This window comes from Burkholderia sp. LMU1-1-1.1 (assembly GCF_040675865.1).
In the GTDB taxonomy this organism is placed as follows: Bacteria; Pseudomonadota; Gammaproteobacteria; order Burkholderiales; family Burkholderiaceae_D; genus Rugamonas.
In genome coordinates this window covers 214,032-233,922 of the sequence record NZ_JBEGHG010000023.1, presented here as the reverse complement: position 1 = coordinate 233,922, position 19,891 = coordinate 214,032, and the positions used below count along the sequence as shown (strand labels likewise).

Genomic DNA, 19,891 nt, shown 5'->3' with positions numbered 1-19,891 from the left:
TCCTTCCAAGGGAGGGTTGTGGAGCCGCGTGCCGCGGGACGGTGCGCAGAGGTAGTTAAAGCAGATAGCGCGTAGCCACCTTGTCAATATTTTAATTCAAATATTGCAACTACCACAACCCTGTTCGATTGAAAGTTCCCTTACTTTATTTGCCGTCGCCGCCGCCCGTTTGCGACAAGATGAAGGCATAGGTATCGGCCGCCTCGGCATCCTGCTGGGCGCGGGTCGAGCCCATGCCGTGGCCGGCGTCGAAGTCCACGCGCAGCAGCACCGGCTTGCCGCTGGCCGTCGCGGCCTGCAGCCGCGCCGCCATCTTGGCCGGATGGAACGGCGCCACGCGCGGATCGGTCACGCCGGTCGTCAGCAGCACCGCCGGATACTTGGTGCCGTCGACCACCTGCTGGTAGCTGTCGATGCTCTTGAGCGCCTTGAAGCCGGCCGGGTCGGAGATCGCGCCCCATTCAGGCTCCTCGGCGTAGCCGTTCTGCTCGGCGACGTAGCGCAGCGGATTGTGCCAGCCCACGCCCGACACCACCGCCGCGAACAGGTCCGGACGTTCCTCCATCGCGCGGCCCATCGGGATGCCGCCGGCCGAGCGGCCGCCGATCGCCAGGTGCGCCGGCGCCGTGTACTTCTTGGCCACCAGGTCCTCGCTGACGGCGATCAGGTCGCGCCAGGTGTTGGGCTTGTTTTCCAGCTTGCCGGCGCGATGCCATTCGCGGCCGAATTCGCCGCCGCCGCGCACGTTGGCGTAGCCGATGATGGCGCCCTGGTCGGCCAGCGCCAGCGCGCGGCCGGCGAACGATGGCGTATAGGCGGCCGCGCCGTAGCTGCCGTAGGCGGAGATAAAGGCCGGATTCTGACCGTCCATCTTCAGGCCCTTTTTGTAGATCAGGCTGTACGGAATTTGCGTGCCGTCCTTGGCCGTGGCGTAGCGGCGCTCGGTCGTGTAGCCGCTGGTGTCGATGGCCGGCTTCGGCGTGATGCCGGTGTCGGCCACCTTGCCGTCGGCGCCCACGGCCCAGATGCCGGCCGGTTCGAGCCAGCCGGACAGGATCGTCAAGGCGCCCGCCGCGTCGGTACTCGCCTCGATCGAACGCAGCGTGCCATCGAAGGGCAGGGCGATGTCGCTCAGCTTGCCGTCGTTGCCAAGGCGTTGCAGGCGGCTGCTGCCGCCGTCCATCGAGCGGATGTACAAGCCGTCTTGTGCGCGTGCCGTGCCTTCGAGCACCAGCTTCGACTCGGCCACCGCCTCGGTCGCCGTCGCCAGCGACGGCGCCTTGGCCGATGTTTTCAGCAGGCGCCCGCGTGGATGGTCCTTGGTCGACATCAGGTACAGGTCGTCGCCGTGCAGTTCGACGCCAGTGACTTCGTCGTCGAAATCGGCGACTTTGGTCCACTTCGCCTTGCCCTTGAAAACATCGGCGACCGGCGCGACGTAGATGCGCTGCTCGGGCCGCACGTCGATCAGCATCAGTACCGCGTAATTGGAGCGCGCGGCCGTGGCGATGTATGGCGCCTGGATCTTTTCGTACTTGATCGCCGGGTCGCGATCGCGCTGCATCAGAATCGGGTCCTTGGCCGGATTGGCGCCCAGTTTATGGAAGCGCACGCGCGAATCAAGGTAGCGCTCCGGCGTGTTGACCTTGCCGGTCATCTGGTTGTAGAAGAAGCCGGAACCGTCTTCCAGCCAATTGGGATTGGCGCCTTGCGTGTCGGCGATGCGCTCCTTCAACAGGGCGCCGGTGCGCACGTCCATGATCTGTAGCACCGAATCCTCGCTGCCATCCTTGGAGACACCGTAGACCAGCTTGCTGCCGTCGGGAGAGGGCTGCCACCAGTCGAGCGAATAGTGGCTGGTCTTGGTGTCGAGCTTGGTCGGATCGACCAGCACGCGGTCCCTGCCCTGGGCGTCGCGCACGAACAGCTTGAAGTTGTTGGCGCCGGCCGGGCGCTGCTGGTAGAAGATGCTGCCACCAGCCTTTTGTACGTGCGCCGGAGCAGCGCTATCGCCCGATAGTTGCTCGATGCGTTTGAGCAGCGCATCGCGCTTGGGCAGCGCGTCGAGCACCCCGCGCGCGTGCGCGTTCTGTTGTTTCAGGAAGGGCAGCCAGTCGGGGTCCTTGTCGTTCTCCATCCAGCGGTAGCGGTCGACGATGGCCTCGCCGAAGTAGGTGTCGGTGACGGGCACGACCTTGGCGACGGGGGCGGGTGGAACGGGCTTTTGCGCCAGGGCGGCGGTAGCGGTCAGGGCAAGGGCGGCCCCGTACATCAGGCGGACTAGCTTGGTCATCTTATCTCCTAGTGGCGGAACGCCTATTCTGCCACAGAAGATTGTGAAAATTACACCGCCGGCGCGGTCTTCTTTTTCTTTTCGGGTGGCGGCAGCTGCACCAGCCGCGTGCCGCTCAGTTTGTCGTGCAAGAACTGGCGGTCCTTGTCGAGGAAGGCCGTCAGCGACCACAGCAGAATGCCGGCGCCGACCGCGCCCAGCGCGTGCCAGCGGTGCAGGTCCAGCGCCAGGCTGACGACCAGCGCCGGCAGCACCCACATCCAGCTCAGCAGATAACGCACGGCGGCGGCCCGGGCCGACACGTGCGCGTGGCCGGGACGGACCAGCTTGAGGCGCCAGGTTTTCATCGCCAGGGTCTGGCCGTCGCGGCTCCACTGGTGGACGAAATAGACGCCCAGCACAATGAAGGCCAGCGCCTGGCGCATGTGCTCGACCAGCGGCGCGTGGCTGGCGCCGGTGATCATTTCAAAAATCAGGAAGGGGAGGAACAGCACCGCGAACCCCAGCAGGCATTCGTAGACCATCGAAATCAAGCGACGCTTGATGGTCGGCAGGGTCGGCGAAAGGCTATTTTGCATTGTCGGCGGCCGGCGCCGGCGGCGCGGTCACTGGTGCGGCGGGTGCGGTGGGCGCGGCGGCGGGCGCCGGCGCGGGGGCGGGCGACGGGATCACCGGCGCGATGTTCGACGCGTTCGGCAACGGCCCGCCGGTGGCCGGATCGATCCACGGCGGATGGGCCGTCGCGGCCGGGGCGGGGGTGACGGTGGCGGTGCCGGTGGTCGGCGCGCTCGGCTTGATCGGCGCCGGCAGCTTCATCTTGCTCTGCGAAGGCGTCGGCAGGTTGGCCAATTGCTTCTTGCTTGGCGACTTGGCCGCCAGTTCCTTCTTCTGCTCGTCGGACAGCTGCTGGTAGGATTCCCACTGGGTCGATTTTTGCGACGGGTCGAGTTTTTGCGCGCGCGCGAAGTTCTGCCGCACCTGGCGGCGCTCCTCCGGCGTCATCCTGACCCACTCGCGCATGCGCTCCTGCACACGGACCTGTTCGTCGGGCTTCATCGACGCGTAGCGCTTGCCGATGCCCAGCCACTTTTGTTTGCGGATGGGTTCCATCGCGTCCCACTCGCCGGCCAGCGGCTCGAGCGCCTGCTGTTGCGCCGGCGTCAGGTCTTTCCAGAGGATTTTTTCAGGCGGAATGTCGCCCTTGTTCACAGTCGTGGGGCCAGAGGCGAGCACGGGCGTACCGGACTGGTTGCCCATCCATACCGCTCCGGCCGCTGCTACCGCTACCACCGCCGCCGCAGCAGCGCCCCATTTTGCCCGACCGCTTAATGCCATGCTTATTGCTCGCTCTGGGTCAGATACGCGTTAAAACCGTGGTCCAGGTAGGCGGACAGCGGCAATTCATCGGACAGGACGGCGGCATCGAGCTCGGCCAGGTCGGCGATGCGCTGCTGTTGCTCGTATTGGTAGATGCCGGCCAGGCCGGCGACCAGCACCAGCATCGGCACGGCCACGCCCATGCGGCCCAGCCAGCCGAAGCCCTGCGACAGGAAGCCGCCGGAGGTGGCCATCTCGGTCTTGGCGACGCGCACGCTCAGCGGCACCTCGACGTGGGCCTTTTTGCGGGCCAGCGCCATCTTGCGCGCCTGCGCCAGCCGGTCCGTGGTCGACGCGGGCAAATCGTCCAGCCGCTCGTTGAGCGCGTGACGCACCTTGTAGGCGAAGTTCAGTTCATCGGTATTCATAGTTTAATTCCCTTGGCTTTGAGCGACTCGGCGAGAGTGTGTGTTGCGCGTGAGCAATGCGTCTTCACGCTCCCTTCGGAACATCCCATTGCTTCGGCTGTTTCAGCCACGTCCATGTCCTGCCAATAACGCATAAGGAAGGCTTCTCGTTGACGTGCCGGAAGCTTTTGTACCTCCGCATCGATGAGCGCGAGCATTTGCTGGCGTTCGACCTTGTCGGCGCTCGATTCGGAGGCCTCGGTGCCTTCCTCGGCCGCGTACGATTCCAGTATATCAAAGTCGTCGCCGCCTTCCCCCGACGGCGCCATGCCCGAGAACAAGCTGACCCACGTGTTGCGGACCTTTTCGCGGCGGAAGTAATCGAGGATGGTGGTCTGCAGGATGCGCTGGAACAGCATCGGCAGCTCGGCGGCCGGCTTGTCGCCGTATTTCTCGGCGAGCTTGATCATCGCGTCCTGCACGATGTCCAGGGCCGATTCGTCCTTGCGTACCGCGTAGACGGCTTGTTTGAAGGCGCGCCGCTCGACGTTTTCGAGAAAGTCGGATAATTCTTTGTCTGTGGCCATGCGTTGGGTGAGGTACTGCCGGGATCACCGGCGATAGGCGCATAATTGCTGCTGATTGTTGTTGATATTGCTAGCTGGCGGCGATTTGCGAACTGAGCGCATGCTAGCAAAAATCGGCAATCCTTGCACCGTTTTACATCAAAACCCCGGATTTTTGCATCCATAAAGGGCTTTTTGCCCGCTTTTTCTCATTTATTCCTTGCTCAAACCGGTGCGCAAGGTGTACCGTATGGGACGCTTTGAACACCCCGAAGCTTTATGGTCTTGTCGCAGCAGGCACACAACGCCGCCATCGACACGACGCGCTTTCATATGTAGGCAGTTTGCTCTAACCCGTGCCACAAGCGCGAGAGGTACGCACAACCGCTACAGAAGGATCCGGCAGAACGATATTTGCGTTGAGCGCCGCTTTGCACGTCACTACGGTTGGCGGAAGAGGCGGGCGTGACCGCATGACAAAGGGAAGCTGGGCAACGCTGTAGGGGCAGGCATACTTCGCGAGGGAAGAGCATCCGATCAATCTCCAATGGACCTTGAAAGGAATGTTTCATGAACACCGAAGCATCGTCACAACAATCTGGTGGCCAAAACGGCCAACTCACCGGCGCGGAAATACTCGTGCGCTGCCTGGCGGAAGAGGGCGTGGAACACGTCTTCGGCTATCCCGGCGGAGCCGTCCTGTATATCTACGACGCCATCTTCAAGCAAGACAAATTCCAACACGTGCTGGTGCGTCACGAGCAGGCCGCGGTCCACGCCGCCGATGCGTACTCGCGCAGTTCGAACAAGGTTGGCGTCGCGCTGGTCACGTCCGGTCCGGGTGTCACCAATGCCGTCACCGGCCTTTCCACCGCTTACATGGATTCCATCCCCATGGTCGTGATCTCGGGCCAGGTGCCCAGCCACGCCATCGGCCAGGATGCCTTCCAGGAATGCGACACGGTCGGCATCACCCGCCCCGTGGTCAAGCACAATTTCCTCGTCAAAGACGTCAAGGATTTGGCGGAAACCGTCAAGAAAGCCTTCTTCATCGCCCGCACCGGCCGTCCCGGCCCCGTGCTGGTCGACATTCCGAAGGATATCTCGATGCACAAGACGACGTTCTCGTACCCGAAAGAGGTCGAGATGCGTTCGTACAAACCGGTCGACAAGGGCCACGCTGGCCAGATCCGCAAGGCCGTCCAACTGCTGTTGCAAGCCGAACGCCCGATGATCTACACCGGCGGCGGCGTGATCCTGGCCAACGCCTCGCCCGAGCTGAACAAGCTCGTCGACAAGCTCGGCTTCCCGGTCACCAACACCCTGATGGGCCTGGGCGCCTACAAGGCCTCGAGCGAGCACTTCGTCGGCATGCCCGGCATGCACGGCACCTACGAAGCGAACATGGCGATGCAGCACTGCGACGTCCTGATCGCCATCGGCGCCCGCTTCGACGACCGCGTCATCGGCAACCCGAAGCACTTCGCCTCGCACCCGCGCAAGATCATCCACGTCGACATCGATCCGTCGTCGATCTCCAAGCGTGTCAAGGTCGACATCCCGATCGTCGGCAACGTCAAGGACGTGCTGATCGAATTCCTGGCGCAGCTCGACGCGACCGACGCCAAGCCGAACGCGCCCGCCGTCAAGGACTGGTGGAAGCAGATCAACGAATGGCGCGGCAAAGAGTGTCTGAAATTCTCGACGTCGGACCTGGTCATCAAACCGCAATCGGTGGTGCAAAAGCTGTGGGAAGTGACCAAGGGCGACGCCTTCATCACCTCCGACGTCGGCCAGCACCAGATGTGGGCCGCGCAGTACTATCCGTTCGACAAGCCTAAGCGCTGGGTCAACTCGGGCGGCCTGGGCACGATGGGCGTGGGCCTGCCGTACGCCATGGGCGTGCAGATGGCCAACCCGGACGCCACCGTCGCCTGCATCACCGGCGAAGGCTCGATCCAGATGTGCATCCAGGAGCTCGCCACCTGCAAGCAATACCATCTGACGCCGAAGATCATCATGTTGAACAACCGCTTCCTGGGCATGGTGCGCCAGTGGCAGCAGATCGACTACGGTTCGCGCTACTCCGAGTCCTACATGGATTCGCTGCCGAACTTCGAGAAGCTGGCCGAGGCCTACGGCCACGTCGGCATGCGCATCGAGAAGCCGGGCGACGTCGACGGCGCGCTGCGCGACGCGTTCGGCATGAAGGACAAGCTGGTGTTCATGAACTTCATTACCGATCAATCGGAAAACGTCTGGCCGATGGTGAAAGCGGGCAAGGGGCTCTCTGAAATGCTGTTGGGTTCGGAGGACTTATAAGATGCGACACATTATCTCTGTATTGCTGGAAAACGAAGCCGGCGCGCTGTCCCGCGTCGTCGGGCTGTTCTCGGCGCGCGGCTACAACATCGAAACGTTGACCGTGGCCCCGACCGAAGATCCGACCCTGTCGCGCATGACCATCGTCACCAGCGGCTCGGATGACATCATCGAGCAGATCACCAAGCACCTGAACCGCCTGATCGAGGTGGTGAAAGTGGTGGACCTGACCGAGGGTCAGCACATCGAACGCGAGCTCATGCTCATCAAGGTGCGCGCGGTCGGCAAGGAACGGGAAGAGATGAAACGGACGGCGGACATTTTCCGCGGCCGCATCATCGACGTCACCGAGAAGACCTACACGATCGAACTGACCGGCGCCAAGAGCAAGCTCGACGCGTTCATCGATTCGATCGACCGCGCCTCCATCCTGGAGACGGTACGTACCGGCGGTTCCGGCATCGGACGCGGCGAACGCATCCTCAAAGTTTAATTGGCATGGCCGCGAGGCCCGCCGACACCCCAACATTAAAAATTATTACTAAGGAATTATCATGAAAGTTTTCTACGACAAAGACGCCGACATCTCCCTGATCAAGGGCAAAAACGTTGCCATCATCGGCTACGGCTCGCAGGGTCACGCGCACGCACAGAACCTGAGCGATTCGGGCGTCAACGTCACCGTCGGCCTGCGCAAGGGCGGCGCCTCGTGGAACAAAGTTGAAAAGGCCGGCCTGAAAGTCGCCGAAGTGAACGACGCCATCAAGGCCGCCGACGTCATCATGATCCTGCTGCCGGACGAGAACATCGCCCAGGTCTACAACGAAAACGTCGCGCCGAACGCCAAGCAGGGCGCGGTGCTGGCCTTCGCCCACGGCTTCAACGTGCACTACGGCCAAGTCGTGCCACGCGCCGACCTGGACGTGATCATGGTCGCACCGAAGGCCCCGGGCCACACCGTGCGCGCCACCTACACCCAGGGTGGCGGCGTGCCGCACCTGGTCGCCGTGTACCAGGACAAGTCCGGCATCGCCCGTGACATCGCCCTGTCGTACGCCTCGGCCAACGGCGGCGGCCGCGCCGGCATCATCGAAACCAACTTCCGCGAAGAAACCGAAACCGACCTGTTCGGCGAGCAAGCGGTTCTGTGCGGTGGCGCCGTCGAGCTGATCAAAGCTGGTTTCGAAACCCTGACCGAAGCTGGCTACGCTCCGGAAATGGCGTACTTCGAGTGCCTGCACGAGCTGAAGCTGATTGTCGACCTGATCTATGAAGGCGGCATCGCCAACATGAACTACTCGATCTCGAACAACGCCGAATACGGCGAATACGTGACCGGTCCGAAGGTCGTGACGTCGGCCACCAAGGACGCGATGCGCCAGTGCCTGAAGGACATCCAGACCGGCGAATACGCCAAGTCCTTCATCCTGGAAAACAAGGCCGGCGCACCGACCCTGATCTCGCGCCGCCGTCTGACCGCCGAGCACCCGATCGAAGAAGTCGGCGCGAAACTGCGCGCGATGATGCCTTGGATCGCCAAGAACAAGATGGTCGACCAGTCGAAGAACTAAGTTTTATCTTCGTCATGAAAAAGCCGGCGCGAGCCGGCTTTTTTGCGTCTGGGACAGCGTTGGTGAGAATGTACGTACTTTGAGGTGTTTCATCCGAGTATGATTGCCAATCCATAAACTTCGTTGGCCCATGATGAAACGTCCCACCTCCGTCTCCATTATCGCCTGGTTCCTGATCGCGACCTCGCTCATTTCCGTCATCACCAGTTACACCAGCCTGGACAATCCCATTGCGCAGGAACTGATGGCCAAAAACCTGTTGCCGCTCTCCGTGCAGTACGTGATGTTGTACTTCGGCCTGGCAATTTCCGTGGCGTCGGGTGTCGCGATGTTGAAGGGCTGGAACTGGGGACGCACGCTGTATGTCGCCTGGAGCGTGTTTGGACTGGTGATCGGCTTGGTGACGTCGCCGATGAAACTGGTTTTGATCCCGAGCGCCATCGTCCTGGCGATTATTGTGTTCTTCCTGTACCGCCCGAAAGTGAACGCGTTCTTCTCGTCACGGCAGGCCGCCAACGATGCGTAAGGTGCTGAGCGTCCTGTGCCACATCGTCGCGGGCTTCCTTTTCAACATTGTCAGCGTGCTGGCATTCATCAGCGCGCTACCGGCGACCGCCAAATTCCTCATGCTCGCCGGATTTTCGCTGCCGGCGCTGATCGCTCTTGTCGTGGGGCTGGCGTTCACGGGCTTCCGCGATTGGAAGAGGGATGCCGGCATTGTGCTGCTCTCGACGTCGGCCTGGAGCGCCTTCATGGTCTTGACGATGGCGTGCTTGCTGATGAGCGAAGAATTCACCAGGCTGGTCCCGCAGAGCGCCTCCGCGCCGATGGACGATTACCTCACGGGCGGCCTGTTCATCATCGTGCTGGCGATTGGGGGATGGCTTCTGTTCAAGGGCGGGGAGCCAGCGGGGCGGGGCGCCGCGGCCGGGATGAAGTGACGCCGTCGCGTCGCGCCGCGCGACAAAAGTGATGCTGGTTTGCTGCACTGCAGCGATTTCGATAGACTTCCGGTCAATAATATTTTTATAATTAGTTGCGAGATTTGAAATTTTGCTCTCGTCGTGCGCGAGCCGCTTCCCGCGTCGGAAGCCGCCCGCTTTATCCACCTGATGATGGAGTAACGATGACAACGCTTAAATATTCGACGCTGGCCGCCGCCGTCACGCTCTGCCTGCTGTCCGCCACCGCCTCCGCCGACCCGGTCCGTATCACCTTCGACGCCGATGATCCGATCGGCGGGCTGGCCGAAGGCGAAACGCTGAGCAATCAATATGCCGCCTACGGTGTGACCTTCGCTCCCAGTCCGTTCACGGGTCCTGGCGGACCCGTCACCGACTGGGCCACCAACACGGATATGACGATCGTCTCATCCGAAGGCTTCGACGTTGGCGGCGTGGGGACCCCCCCACTGGTCAGCGGCAACGTCTTGCACAGCTTTTTCGGTTGGCTGGCTGAAGACGGCGATCCCAACTTTGGCGCCTACTTCAGCCAGGGTGTGACGTCATTCAGCGTCGACTTTGCCGGAGTGTTCTTCCCGGACTCGGTCGCCTTGTACGCCTACAACGGCTCGACCTTGCTGGGCACGGTGGGCAGCACCGTCCAAACCGGCCAGTTCACGCTCAGCTTCGCCAGCGCCACGCCGATCACCAGCGTTGTCATCAACCACGGCGCCTTTGATGATTGGGTCGGGGTCGACAACATCACCTTCAACACGGCGGTGTCGGCGGTGCCGGAACCGTCCACGTACGCCATGTTCGGCCTCGGATTGGGTTTGCTGGGGATGGTGGGGCGCAAGCGCGCCATTGGCGGCAAGCGGTAATTAAACGGCCCTTCATTGTGCAAAAGCCGGCGGGAGCCGGCTTTTTCTTATATGGGTTCGTTGGTCGATGGACACGATGGATCTACAAAATTACACAAACCGCTACGATGACAGCGATCCAAAACGCGATACCGATGAATGTGGCGGTCTCGCCGCCAATCACCACTTGCCCGTCTTCGCGCCACCACAACTTAAACGTTGTGAGGTATCGGCGCGCACTCCATTTGTCGACGCGCGCCGTACCCAAGGACAGCACTGGAATGACGACTCGTCCGGTGCCGTAGCAAAACACTTCCGCGACTATTCTTACCAGCACTTCGCCCACGAAATCGAGCGCCATGGCTACCTCTGAATCATCGCCCTGAAGCGGGCGCGTTGATCGGCGTTCAACAGGCGGTAGGGGATGGGCATTGAGGTATCCGCCAGGCGCAGCAAATAACCGGTCGGATAGGGCCGGACCTCGCGCACGTCGCGCCAGCTCCAGACCGACGTGCCGCCGGCGCCGGTTCGCCTGATCTGCTGCTCGTCGATGTCGATGGCGCTCGCTGTCTCATGGCGCACGCGCAGGTAGTACCACAGCGCGCCTGCCACCGTGTCCGGCAGGCGCATTTTGTTTTTCTTCGATCGGGTATTCGCCCACCGGAAATCAAGATATTCTCGCAGCTGCAACGCCACGCTGATGCGGATCGGCGCGGCGATCCCTGCCATCGCGCCGGCTCGCTGCCTCCACTCGGGGATGGACACATCCTCGTGCTCGACCATAATGGTGGTCGTATCCGGCGGCGGCAGCGTTTTTTGCTCGGCCATCTGCATGGCGACCGCTTTGGTGATGAAGGGCTTGGGATGGCTGAACCACATATCGCTTGTCCTCTCTCAGCTTGGATTGAGCAGTTTTCCGTCGTCGGCTTGCCGTTGGCCGAGCAGCACCGCGCCCGCCAGTCCCAGCGCGATCAGCACGACGGCGATCAGCTCCGCCTGCGTGGCGCGCACGCCCAGAAAGTCCAGCACCGGATTGACGCGTATCTGCTCGATCAGCAAGCGCTCCACGCCGGCCAGGATCAGATACACCGAAAATAGCCAGCCCGTGCGGAACGGATGCCGGCGCAGCGCCCACAGCATCAGGAAGCACACCGCCGCCATCGCCGTCTCGTAGATCGGCGCCGGATACACGCCCGGCGCGGCGAGCACTTCGCCGAAGATGTTGTTGTCGTAGGTTTGCGCCCAGAACCACGTCGGCAACCAGTCCGGCTTGAGCGCCATGTTGGCGACGGTGCCCCAGTCGCCGTCGCCCGACACCTGGCAGCCGATGCGCCCGATCGCGTAGCCGATCATCATGGCCGGCGCGGCCGCATCGAGCAGCGGGCGCACCGGCAGGCGCCAGCGCCGCACGCAGACCATGCCGGCCAGCGTGCCGGCGATCAGTCCGCCGAAAATACTCAGTCCCGAGCGCGTGAAGATCATGCTCATCGGATCGGCCATGAACTGGCCGGTGTGCTCAAGGATGTGGAACAGCCGCGCTCCGATCACGCCGGCGATCAGCACCACCACCATGAAGTCGCTGACCACGTCCTGCGGCGGCACGGCCACGCCGCGCCGTTGCGCCGGTCCGATGCGCCCCGTCTGGTGCAGACGCTGCAATTCGGCCCTGAAGCACGCGGCGGCGGCCAGCGCGCCGAGCGCCACGAACAGACCGAACGTGGCCAGCGGCAGCGGCAGGTCGTAGCCGGTGTAGTCCTTCACTACGTCACTTAAATAGGGGTACGACATGTTTGTCCTGTTATGAAAACAAAGGGACCACTGCATAAAAAAGCAGTGCGTTGTGGCTTGCATGCGCGCTGAACGCAGCCATGTAGCTCGCGCCGACGCCCCGCTCGCGCACCGACACATAGGCGTAGGCGAAAACGCCCCCGCCGATGAAGGTCGCAACGGCATTGGCAATGCCGCCGTTGTACAAGTGCCCGAGGCTAAATAGCGCCGCGCTGATGAAGATGCACACTTGGCCGCTCGCACCGCCGCGACGCGCCAATTCGATCGGCAAGATCTGACCGACGACGGTCTCGAATAAAGGCGCCAACACGACGGCGGCGAGGAAAATGTACCAGCCAGGTTTTCCGATCAGCCCCTCCGCTGCTGAACTGCCCAATACGTCCAAAGGAAATGCCAAGTACAGAATTCCCGTCGCGATGGACGCAAGGGACACGCTGACGAGCGACAGGCTCATTCCCCTAGCCACCGGATGGCGGGGCAGGCGTGCGCCACTGACCGCGATCCAATTCCTTGCTGCCAGCATCGGGGTTCTCCATGTTGTCATTTCCTGAACAAACTCTAGCACACCCACTTAGTTGCGTGGCAATGTTACAAAGAGTCACCATGTCTTACAAGTACAACGTGTAATTTCGGGTAAAGTTCGCCTTGTCGTAATCTCAACTTTGGAGTCCGCAATGACCGTAATGAAAAATCTCGCCGCAGCCGCTGCCGTCGCCTTCGCACTCGCCGCTCATGCCGCGCCGGCCGACTCGCTGCCGACCACCGGCACCTTGGTGGTGGTGCCCGCCTTCGGCGAGGTCAAACACGCCAACGATCAGGTCATCGCCACCCTGGCGATCGAAGAGCAGGACAAGGACAAGGCCGCCGCCGCCTCGCGCGTCAACCAGAAGATGAAGCAGGGCCTCGACATCGTCAAGGCGGCCGATCCGCAAGCCAAGCTCAAAACGCAGGGCTACTACACCTATCCCGTGTATCCGGAAGACCGTCCGCTGCCGAACGGCCAGATGCCGAAGCAGCGCGTGCCGACCGCCTGGCGCGTGGGCCAGTACCTGGAAGTGACCACCACCAACCTCGACAAGCTGCCGAAGACCGTGGCCGCCGCGCAGAAGGTGCTGACCCTGAACGGCCTGCAGTTCGGTTTGACGCCGGAAACCACCAAAAAGCTCGACGACGAGCGCATCGCCGCCACCTACAAAAACCTGAACGAGCGCATCAACTCGATCGCTAACGCCATGGGCCGCAAGGTCGGCGACGCCGTGCTCGACACGGTCGACTTCGAAGGCTCGGGCAACTACGCGCAGGAGCGTGCCCAAGCCCCGGCACCAATGATGATGCGCGCCAAGATGGCTGACAGCGCCGAGGTCGCCGAGCCGAGTTTCGAGCCGGGCGAAACCACCCTGCAGATGCAACTGGTCGGCAAGGTGCGCTTCAAGTAAATCCGCGCCGCGCAAGTGTTTCAGGTAAAGTTGAAATTGCTTTTCCATTAACTTCGGAGATCGACCAATGACCCACCTGAAACACCTGGCCGCCGCCGTGGCGGCCGCCTTCACGCTGGCCGCGCACGCCGCGCCGGAATCCCTCGCGACCACCGGCACCTTGGTGGTGGTGCCGGCCTCCGGCGAGGTCACGCACGCCAACGACCAGGCGGTCGTCACCTTCAGCATCGAGGAGGTCGACAAGGACAAGGCGGTGGCCGCCTCCAAGGTCAACCAGAAGATGAAGCAGGGCACCGAGATCGTCAAGCGGGAAGACCCGCAAGCCAAGCTCAAGACCCATGGTTACTACACCTACCCGGTCTATCCGGAGGAACCGCCGGTGCCGGCCGGTCAGCCGGTCCGGCCATCCAAGCCGCGCGTGCCGACCGGCTGGCGCGTGGGCCAGTCGCTGCAGGCGACCACGACTACGCTGGCGACCCTGCCGAAAACGGTGGCCGCCGCGCAAAGCGTGCTCGCGCTCAATGGCGTGCGCTTCGGCCTCGCGCCCGAAACCACCCGCAGGCTCGACGAACAGCGCATCGCCGCCACCTACGCCAACCTGACCGAGCGGATCAATTCGATCGCCGCCGCCATGGGGCGCAAGGTCGGCGACGCCGTGCTCGACACCGTCGATTTCGAAGGTTCCGGCAACTACGGTGCCCGCAATGTGACCGCTTACGCGAGCGCTCCGGCGCCGATGAGCTTACGCAGGAGCGAAACAGCCGTGGCCGAACCCAGTTTCGAGCCGGGCGAAACCACCTTGCAGATGCATCTGGTCGGCAAAGTGCGCTTCAAATAAGTAAAGTTGTGCAGAATAGGGGGATGGGGCGCCATCCCCCTTTTTTATTGTCGGCTCCTCTATAATGATGGCGCAGCAAGACCACATAATGAGAATGGAACCCTATGCCGAACTTTCCCCGCCGCCGCGCTAAAAACGTCGCCGCCCAAGCCAAACTGCCCAAGACGTCGCGCTTCAGCCGTTTTGCGCGCCGCGCCAGGGGCGAGGGTCTCGACAAGCCGCGTCACCGTGGGATTTACCTGCTGCCGAACGCCTTCACCACCGCCGCGCTGTTCTGCGGCTTCTACGCCATCGTCATGGCGATGAACCAGAAATTCGAACACTCGGCCTGGGCGATCTTCATCGCCATGGTGCTCGATGGCCTAGATGGCCGCGTGGCGCGCCTGACCAACACCCAGAGCGAATTCGGCGCCCAGTACGACAGCCTGTCGGACATGGTCTCCTTCGGCGCCGCGCCGGCGCTGGTGATCTACGAATGGTCGCTGCGCGGCCTCGGCAAGCTGGGCTGGATCGCCGCCTTCGTCTACTGCGCCGGCGCCGCGCTGCGCCTGGCCCGCTTCAACACCAATATCGAGGTGGTCGACAAGCGCTTCTTCCAGGGGCTGCCGTCGCCGTCGGCCGCCGCGCTGGTGGCCGGCTTCATCCTGCTGATGGTCGACCAGGAGGTCTCGGGCCTGGAACTGCGCTGGATCTCGTGGGGCATCGCCGTCTTCGCCGGCCTGTCGATGGTGACCAATGTGCCGTTCTATAGCTTCAAGGACGTCAACTTCCGCAAATCGGTGCCGTTCATCGCCGTGTTCCTGATCGCGCTGGTGTTCGCGCTGGTGTCGATCGACCCGCCGAAGGTGCTGTTCCCGATCTTTATCGCCTACGGCCTGTCCGGCTACGCGGTGCTGGTGTGGCGGCTTGCCAAGGGCAAGCCGGTGAGCCTGATCCAGACCGAAACCGACAGCGACGATCCGAGCGAGCGCCACTAACCCGGGTCTTCAACATATGGGCGGTAGGCCCTGAGCATTTTCAAGCAACGCAGCCACAGCAACGGAGCTAATATGAACAACTCATCCAACCGCCTGATCATCTTCGACACCACCTTGCGCGACGGCGAGCAATCGCCCGGCGCGTCGATGACCAAGGACGAAAAGGTCCGCATCGCCAAGCAGCTCGAGCGGCTGCGGGTGGACGTCATCGAGGCCGGCTTCGCAGCCGCCTCGCAGGGCGACTTCGAGTCCATCAAGGCGATCGCCTCGGTGGTGCGCGAATCGACCATCTGCTCGCTCTCGCGCGCCAACGACCGCGATATCGCCCGCGCCGCCGAGGCGCTGGCGCCGGCCGAGCGCAAACGCATCCACACCTTTATCGCCACCTCCAATCTGCACATGGAGATGAAGCTGCGCATGCTGCCCGACCAGGTGCTGGAACAGGCCAGGAACGCGGTGCGCTTCGCCCGCCAGCATACCGACGATATCGAATTCAGCCCCGAGGACGGCAGCCGCTCGGACGAGGATTTCCTGTGCCGCGTGCTGGAAGGCGTGATCGCCGATGGCGCGACCACGATCAACTTCCCGGACACCGTCGGCTACGCCGTGCCGGAGATTTTCGGCGAGACCATCCGCCGCCTGCGCGAGCGCATTCCCAACTCCGACAAGGCCGTGTGGTCGGTGCACTGCCACAACGACCTGGGGCTGGCGGTGGCCAACTCGCTGGCCGGCGTGATGATAGGCGGCGCGCGCCAGATCGAATGCACCATCAACGGCCTCGGTGAGCGCGCCGGCAACACCGCGCTGGAGGAGGTGGTGATGGCGCTGCGCACGCGCGGCGGCTACTACAACCTGGAAGTCGGCATCGACACCACGCAGATCGTGGCGGCGTCGAAGCTGGTGTCGCAGATCACCGGCTTCGCCGTGCAGCCCAACAAGGCGGTGGTGGGCGCCAACGCCTTCGCGCACGCCTCGGGCATCCACCAGGACGGCATGCTCAAATCGCGCGAGACCTACGAGATCATGCGCGCCGAGGATGTCGGCTGGGCCGCCACCAAGATCGTGCTGGGCAAACTGTCCGGCCGCAACGCTTTTAAGCAGCGCTTGCAGGAGCTGGGCATCGACCTGGAATCGGAGGCGGAGGTCAACGCCGCCTTCATCCGCTTCAAGGAACTGGCCGACCGCAAGTCCGAGATCTTCGACGAGGATATCCTGGCGCTGGTCTCGGACGAGCAGCAATCGCAGGAAAGCGAGTTCTATCGATTCGCCTCGCTGTCGCAGCAATCGAACACCGGCGAGACGCCGAGCGCCAAGGTGGTGTTCTTCATCGACGGCGAAGAGCACACCTCCGAAGGCAAGGGCGACGGCCCGGTGGACGCCACCGTCAACGCCATCGAATCGGAAGTCGGCAGCGGCGCCGAGCTGGTGCTGTTTTCGGTGAACGCCATCAGCACCGGCACCCAGTCGCAGGGCGAGGTGACGATGCGCTTGTCGAAGGAGGGGCGCATCGTCAACGGCGTCGGCGCCGATCCCGACATCATCGTCGCCTCGGCCAAGGCTTACCTGTCGGCGCTGAACAAACTGCACTCGAAGATCGAGCGCGTCAACCCGCAACCATGAGGTTTTGAGTGGCAAAAGATTCTGAGAAGAGTTTCGACATTGTGGCGCTGGGCGAAGCCATGGTGGAGTTCAACCAGGCCACGCCCGGCGAAGCAAACTACCGCCAGGGCTTTGGCGGCGACACCTCCAACGCGGTGATCGCCGCCAGCCGGCAGGGCGCGCGCACCGCGTATCTGAGCCGCGTCGGCGACGACACTTTCGGCGGCATGCTGCTCGATTTATGGCGGGGCGAGGGCGTCGATGTCAGCGCCGTCGCGCGCGACGCCGATGCGCCGACCGGCCTGTATTTCGTCACCCACGGCCCCGATGGCCACGCGTTCAGCTACTTGCGCGCCGGCTCGGCGGCCAGCCGCATGCAGCCACGGACGATGGATCTGGGCCTGATCGAATCGGCGCGCTGGCTGCATGTGTCGGGAATTTCGCAGGCGATATCGGCCAGCGCATGCGACACGGTATTCGCCGCGATCGACATCGCCCGCCGTGCGGGTGCGAAGGTCAGCTTCGATCCGAACCTGCGCTTGTCGCTGTGGCCATTGGCGCGTGCGCGCGCGATCATGGGCGCCACCATCGGCATGACCGATCTGTTCATGCCCAGCCAGGACGAGGCGGTGGCGCTGGCCGGCACGGACGACGTGGAGACGATGTTCGCGTGGTGCCGCGCGCAGGGTGCGCGTTCGGTGGTGCTCAAGTGCGGCCCCAAGGGCGCGTGGTATGCGGGCGAGGGCGAAGCACCGCGATTGGCCGAGGGCTATCCGGTGCAAGCGGTGGACGCCACCGGCGCGGGTGACTGTTTCGACGGCAGTTTGTTGGCGCGTCTGGCGGCGGGCGATGCGCTGGGCGACGCCGTAAGGTATGCCAACGTCAGCGCCGCGTTGTCGACGCAAGGGCACGGCGCCGTCGCGCCGATACCGAGCGCCGCGCAAGTGCGCGCGGCGTTGGCATAAATGCCGGCCAGCGGCAAAGCCGCCTGGCCGGGCTAACTTAGAACCGCACCTTGAGATAAGCCGCCGGTCCGTTCAAACGGATATTCACCGCCAGATCGTCGCGCTCGCGCCTCAAGCTGATCTTCGATGCGCTGTACTCGGCCACCACGCCCACCATCGGCGTCACATACCACTCCACCCCGACGGCGCCGCCGTAAATGTGGCCGTTGATGCTGCCGCCATTCTTCTTGATGCCGTTGGCATCCGCATACATGCGCACCTGCGGCGAGAACTGATGGCGCCAGCCCAGTTCCACCAGCGGCGCGTAAGCGCTCTCGTTCTCCGAATAACGCGCATTGCCGCTGATGCCATTCAGTACCCCGTTCGCGGTGCCGTCGATGCGCGCGCGGTAATAGGCAGCGCCCACGCCCACGCCAAACACATCCGCGCCGCTACCGAGCCACCATTTATAAGCGACATTGGCCAGATCCAGTTTCAGCTTCGCGTTCAGCTTGCCGTTGCCCGTCAGCGGCAAACCATTGACGTTGGTGCTGCCCGTCAGGCCCGGGTTGTATTCTTTATCGTAGCGGTAGTAATCGAAGTCGAACCCGTGCGAGTCGCCGATCAGTACGCTGGCCTTGGCGCGCGGCAGCGTGACGTTGTCCGATTTATAGGTGCCGGTGTCGATGCGGCCATAGTTGGTGTCGCCCTCGACCTTGATGCGCGGTTCGGTGTAGAACGCGCCGGCCGACAGGCTGACTCGGTCCAGCGCCGGCGACGGTTCCGCCCAGGCCATTGCGGTGGCGGTGGTCAGTGCGATAACGGTGGCGGTGTAAATAGCGTGGCGTGCGGAAGGCGTACGTAAAGACATGAATTCTCCGAAGTGGGTTGCGTTTGATATAAGAAAATCATAGCAACCAGGAGAAATATTTCACGTCGGCGCACTGCCAAACTGCGCGTGGGACTGCTCCTACCGACCCGGTCAGCGCAGCCAGCGCGGTTCGCGTTCCTCGTCCGGTCCGTTGACCAGGGCCTGCACCACGCCATTGCGGTCGAACTGCACGTCCATCAGCGAGTTCCACACATCGCTTTCCTTGTAGCGGTATTGCCAGACGTCGCCGTCGACGCTGTAATAGCGCACCTGTTTGGCCGGACGGCCGAGGATGGCCAGCACGCTGTCCTTGGTGTCCCGGCCGATTTTGATGGTGCCGAACTTGGCGTTCGTCAGCACCTGCTCGTAGGTGACCAGCCGGCCGTCCGGGCCGATGCGCGCCATCCAGGTGTATTGGCCGAGCGGCCCCATGGCGTACTCGAGCATCGTGTCGGGACCGTTCCGGTAGACGCCGGTCGGCTGGCCCAGCTTGGTTTTGACCACCTCGGCGCTGTCGCCCGGCGCCGGTGGCGGGCCGAACAAGCTGGCGCAGCCGGCCAGCGATCCGCAAAACGTTGCCAAAACAAACAGTCTTTTCATGTCGCAGCTCCAAAAAGAGGCGGGAAGGTGACAAATTGTAGCCAAGCCGGGATACACGCGGCGCTTTTTCCGCTATACTTTCGGGTCTGGTCTTCGGACCGGTTTTTTTTGAAGTTCACGGTGTGCAGGGTTCAGACTCCGCGCACCGCATGTTAAAGGTAAATATCATGACCGTAGAAAACATCAACAAAGCCGCGATCATCGCGGACAACGCCCGTGGTCAAAAAGACACCGGCTCCCCAGAAGTGCAAGTTGCACTGCTGACCGCGCGCATCAACGAACTGAACGGCCACTTCAAGGCCCACAGCAAGGATCACCACTCCCGTCGTGGTCTGATTATGATGGTTAACCGTCGTAAGAGCCTGCTGTCGTACCTGAAGGGCAAAGACGCAACCCGTTATCGCGATCTGATCGCCAAACTGGGCCTGCGTAAGTAATATTTGCGTCATCCGGCTTAATCGAAATGCCTGCGCCAGTTTGTCTGTCGCGGGCATTTTGTCATTTTCGCGGGTAAAAACTTGCCAGATGGAATTCGATCTTGGCAACGCAGCATGGAATCCC

At 62.7% G+C, this 19,891-nt stretch carries 23 protein-coding genes; 13 read left to right on the top strand and 10 right to left on the bottom strand.

Annotated elements, in window-relative coordinates; translation table 11 throughout:
* Positions 1–145: 145 nt before the first annotated feature.
* The 5 genes from MRBLMU1_RS19415 to MRBLMU1_RS19395 form a co-directional block, all read right to left on the bottom strand.
* Positions 146–2,293, bottom strand: a complete 2,148-nt coding sequence (locus MRBLMU1_RS19415; protein ID WP_363504359.1) for a prolyl oligopeptidase family serine peptidase — start codon at positions 2,291–2,293, stop codon at positions 146–148.
* 50 nt (positions 2,294–2,343) lie between these two features.
* A complete protein-coding gene (locus MRBLMU1_RS19410) occupies positions 2,344–2,871 on the bottom strand; it encodes an RDD family protein (protein ID WP_363504356.1) in 528 nt (175 codons plus the stop codon).
* Positions 2,861–3,550: a DUF3106 domain-containing protein gene (locus MRBLMU1_RS19405; RefSeq protein ID WP_363504353.1), complete on the bottom strand. Its 690-nt coding sequence runs from the start codon at positions 3,548–3,550 to the stop codon at positions 2,861–2,863. The genes MRBLMU1_RS19410 and MRBLMU1_RS19405 overlap by 11 nt, the downstream gene beginning before the upstream one ends.
* An 80-nt stretch (positions 3,551–3,630) precedes the next feature.
* A complete protein-coding gene (locus MRBLMU1_RS19400; RefSeq protein WP_363504349.1) occupies positions 3,631–4,038 on the bottom strand; it encodes a DUF3619 family protein in 408 nt (135 codons plus the stop codon).
* Positions 4,035–4,604: an RNA polymerase sigma factor gene (locus tag MRBLMU1_RS19395; RefSeq protein WP_090314509.1), complete on the bottom strand. Its 570-nt coding sequence runs from the start codon at positions 4,602–4,604 to the stop codon at positions 4,035–4,037. Before MRBLMU1_RS19395 ends, MRBLMU1_RS19400 begins: the two co-directional genes overlap by 4 nt.
* Positions 4,605–5,153: 549 nt before the next feature.
* On the opposite strand from MRBLMU1_RS19395, the gene MRBLMU1_RS19390 reads away from it, so the two are divergent.
* From MRBLMU1_RS19390 to MRBLMU1_RS19360, 7 genes are all read left to right on the top strand, one after another.
* Complete coding sequence (locus MRBLMU1_RS19390) at positions 5,154–6,905, top strand: acetolactate synthase 3 catalytic subunit (RefSeq protein ID WP_363504345.1); 1,752 nt, start codon at positions 5,154–5,156, stop codon at positions 6,903–6,905.
* Between the two features lies 1 nt (position 6,906).
* On the top strand, positions 6,907–7,398 hold the full coding sequence (ilvN, locus tag MRBLMU1_RS19385; RefSeq protein ID WP_090314507.1) for an acetolactate synthase small subunit: 492 nt from the start codon (positions 6,907–6,909) through the stop codon (positions 7,396–7,398).
* 61 nt (positions 7,399–7,459) lie between these two features.
* Positions 7,460–8,476: a ketol-acid reductoisomerase gene (gene ilvC / locus MRBLMU1_RS19380; protein ID WP_090314506.1), complete on the top strand. Its 1,017-nt coding sequence runs from the start codon at positions 7,460–7,462 to the stop codon at positions 8,474–8,476.
* 130 nt (positions 8,477–8,606) lie between these two features.
* On the top strand, positions 8,607–9,002 hold the full coding sequence (locus MRBLMU1_RS19375) for a hypothetical protein (protein WP_363504340.1): 396 nt from the start codon (positions 8,607–8,609) through the stop codon (positions 9,000–9,002).
* Entirely contained in the window at positions 8,995–9,417 is a 423-nt protein-coding gene (locus MRBLMU1_RS19370) for a hypothetical protein (RefSeq protein ID WP_363504337.1), read from the top strand. The genes MRBLMU1_RS19375 and MRBLMU1_RS19370 overlap by 8 nt, the downstream gene beginning before the upstream one ends.
* Before the next feature lie 185 nt (positions 9,418–9,602).
* Positions 9,603–10,298, top strand: coding sequence for a PEP-CTERM sorting domain-containing protein (locus MRBLMU1_RS19365; protein WP_363504334.1), 696 nt, complete (start codon positions 9,603–9,605; stop codon positions 10,296–10,298).
* Between the two features lie 76 nt (positions 10,299–10,374).
* Positions 10,375–10,650, top strand: coding sequence for a hypothetical protein (locus tag MRBLMU1_RS19360; protein ID WP_363504331.1), 276 nt, complete (start codon positions 10,375–10,377; stop codon positions 10,648–10,650).
* On the opposite strand, the gene MRBLMU1_RS19355 is transcribed toward MRBLMU1_RS19360, so the two are convergent.
* Genes MRBLMU1_RS19355 through MRBLMU1_RS19345 form a run of 3 tightly spaced genes read right to left on the bottom strand, consistent with a single transcriptional unit; the run spans position 10,641 to position 12,588 of the window.
* On the bottom strand, positions 10,641–11,156 hold the full coding sequence (locus MRBLMU1_RS19355; RefSeq protein ID WP_363504328.1) for a YcxB family protein: 516 nt from the start codon (positions 11,154–11,156) through the stop codon (positions 10,641–10,643). The genes MRBLMU1_RS19360 and MRBLMU1_RS19355 overlap by 10 nt on opposite strands.
* A 15-nt stretch (positions 11,157–11,171) precedes the next feature.
* Positions 11,172–12,065: a prolipoprotein diacylglyceryl transferase gene (locus MRBLMU1_RS19350; protein ID WP_363504325.1), complete on the bottom strand. Its 894-nt coding sequence runs from the start codon at positions 12,063–12,065 to the stop codon at positions 11,172–11,174.
* Between the two features lie 10 nt (positions 12,066–12,075).
* Positions 12,076–12,588, bottom strand: a complete 513-nt coding sequence (locus MRBLMU1_RS19345) for a type II CAAX prenyl endopeptidase Rce1 family protein (protein WP_363504322.1) — start codon at positions 12,586–12,588, stop codon at positions 12,076–12,078.
* A gap of 151 nt (positions 12,589–12,739) precedes the next feature.
* On the opposite strand from MRBLMU1_RS19345, the gene MRBLMU1_RS19340 reads away from it, so the two are divergent.
* The 5 genes from MRBLMU1_RS19340 to MRBLMU1_RS19320 all read left to right on the top strand — a co-directional run bounded on the left by MRBLMU1_RS19340 (position 12,740) and on the right by MRBLMU1_RS19320 (position 17,880).
* Complete coding sequence (locus MRBLMU1_RS19340; protein ID WP_363504319.1) at positions 12,740–13,501, top strand: SIMPL domain-containing protein; 762 nt, start codon at positions 12,740–12,742, stop codon at positions 13,499–13,501.
* A gap of 67 nt (positions 13,502–13,568) precedes the next feature.
* Positions 13,569–14,339, top strand: a complete 771-nt coding sequence (locus MRBLMU1_RS19335; protein WP_363504316.1) for an SIMPL domain-containing protein — start codon at positions 13,569–13,571, stop codon at positions 14,337–14,339.
* A 104-nt stretch (positions 14,340–14,443) separates the two neighbouring features.
* Complete coding sequence (gene pssA / locus MRBLMU1_RS19330; RefSeq protein WP_363504313.1) at positions 14,444–15,316, top strand: CDP-diacylglycerol--serine O-phosphatidyltransferase; 873 nt, start codon at positions 14,444–14,446, stop codon at positions 15,314–15,316.
* A 72-nt stretch (positions 15,317–15,388) separates the two neighbouring features.
* Positions 15,389–16,936, top strand: coding sequence for a 2-isopropylmalate synthase (locus MRBLMU1_RS19325; protein ID WP_363504310.1), 1,548 nt, complete (start codon positions 15,389–15,391; stop codon positions 16,934–16,936).
* Positions 16,937–16,944: 8 nt separating this feature from the next.
* Positions 16,945–17,880, top strand: coding sequence for a sugar kinase (locus tag MRBLMU1_RS19320; RefSeq protein WP_363504307.1), 936 nt, complete (start codon positions 16,945–16,947; stop codon positions 17,878–17,880).
* Positions 17,881–17,917: 37 nt separating this feature from the next.
* Here the strand turns inward: MRBLMU1_RS19320 and MRBLMU1_RS19315 are convergent, their stop codons facing one another.
* The gene (locus MRBLMU1_RS19315) at positions 17,918–18,730 is read right to left on the bottom strand and encodes a hypothetical protein (RefSeq protein WP_363504304.1); all 813 of its coding nucleotides are present in this window, start codon (positions 18,728–18,730) and stop codon (positions 17,918–17,920) included.
* Between the two features lie 111 nt (positions 18,731–18,841).
* Positions 18,842–19,330 carry an outer membrane protein assembly factor BamE domain-containing protein gene (gene bamE / locus MRBLMU1_RS19310; RefSeq protein ID WP_363504301.1) on the bottom strand — a complete coding sequence of 163 codons (489 nt, stop codon included), beginning with the start codon at positions 19,328–19,330 and terminating at the stop codon, positions 18,842–18,844.
* Positions 19,331–19,497: 167 nt separating this feature from the next.
* Here bamE and rpsO point away from each other — a divergent pair, with 167 nt between their 5' ends.
* Entirely contained in the window at positions 19,498–19,767 is a 270-nt protein-coding gene (rpsO, locus tag MRBLMU1_RS19305) for a 30S ribosomal protein S15 (protein ID WP_008450438.1), read from the top strand.
* The last annotated feature ends 124 nt before the right edge of the window (positions 19,768–19,891 follow it).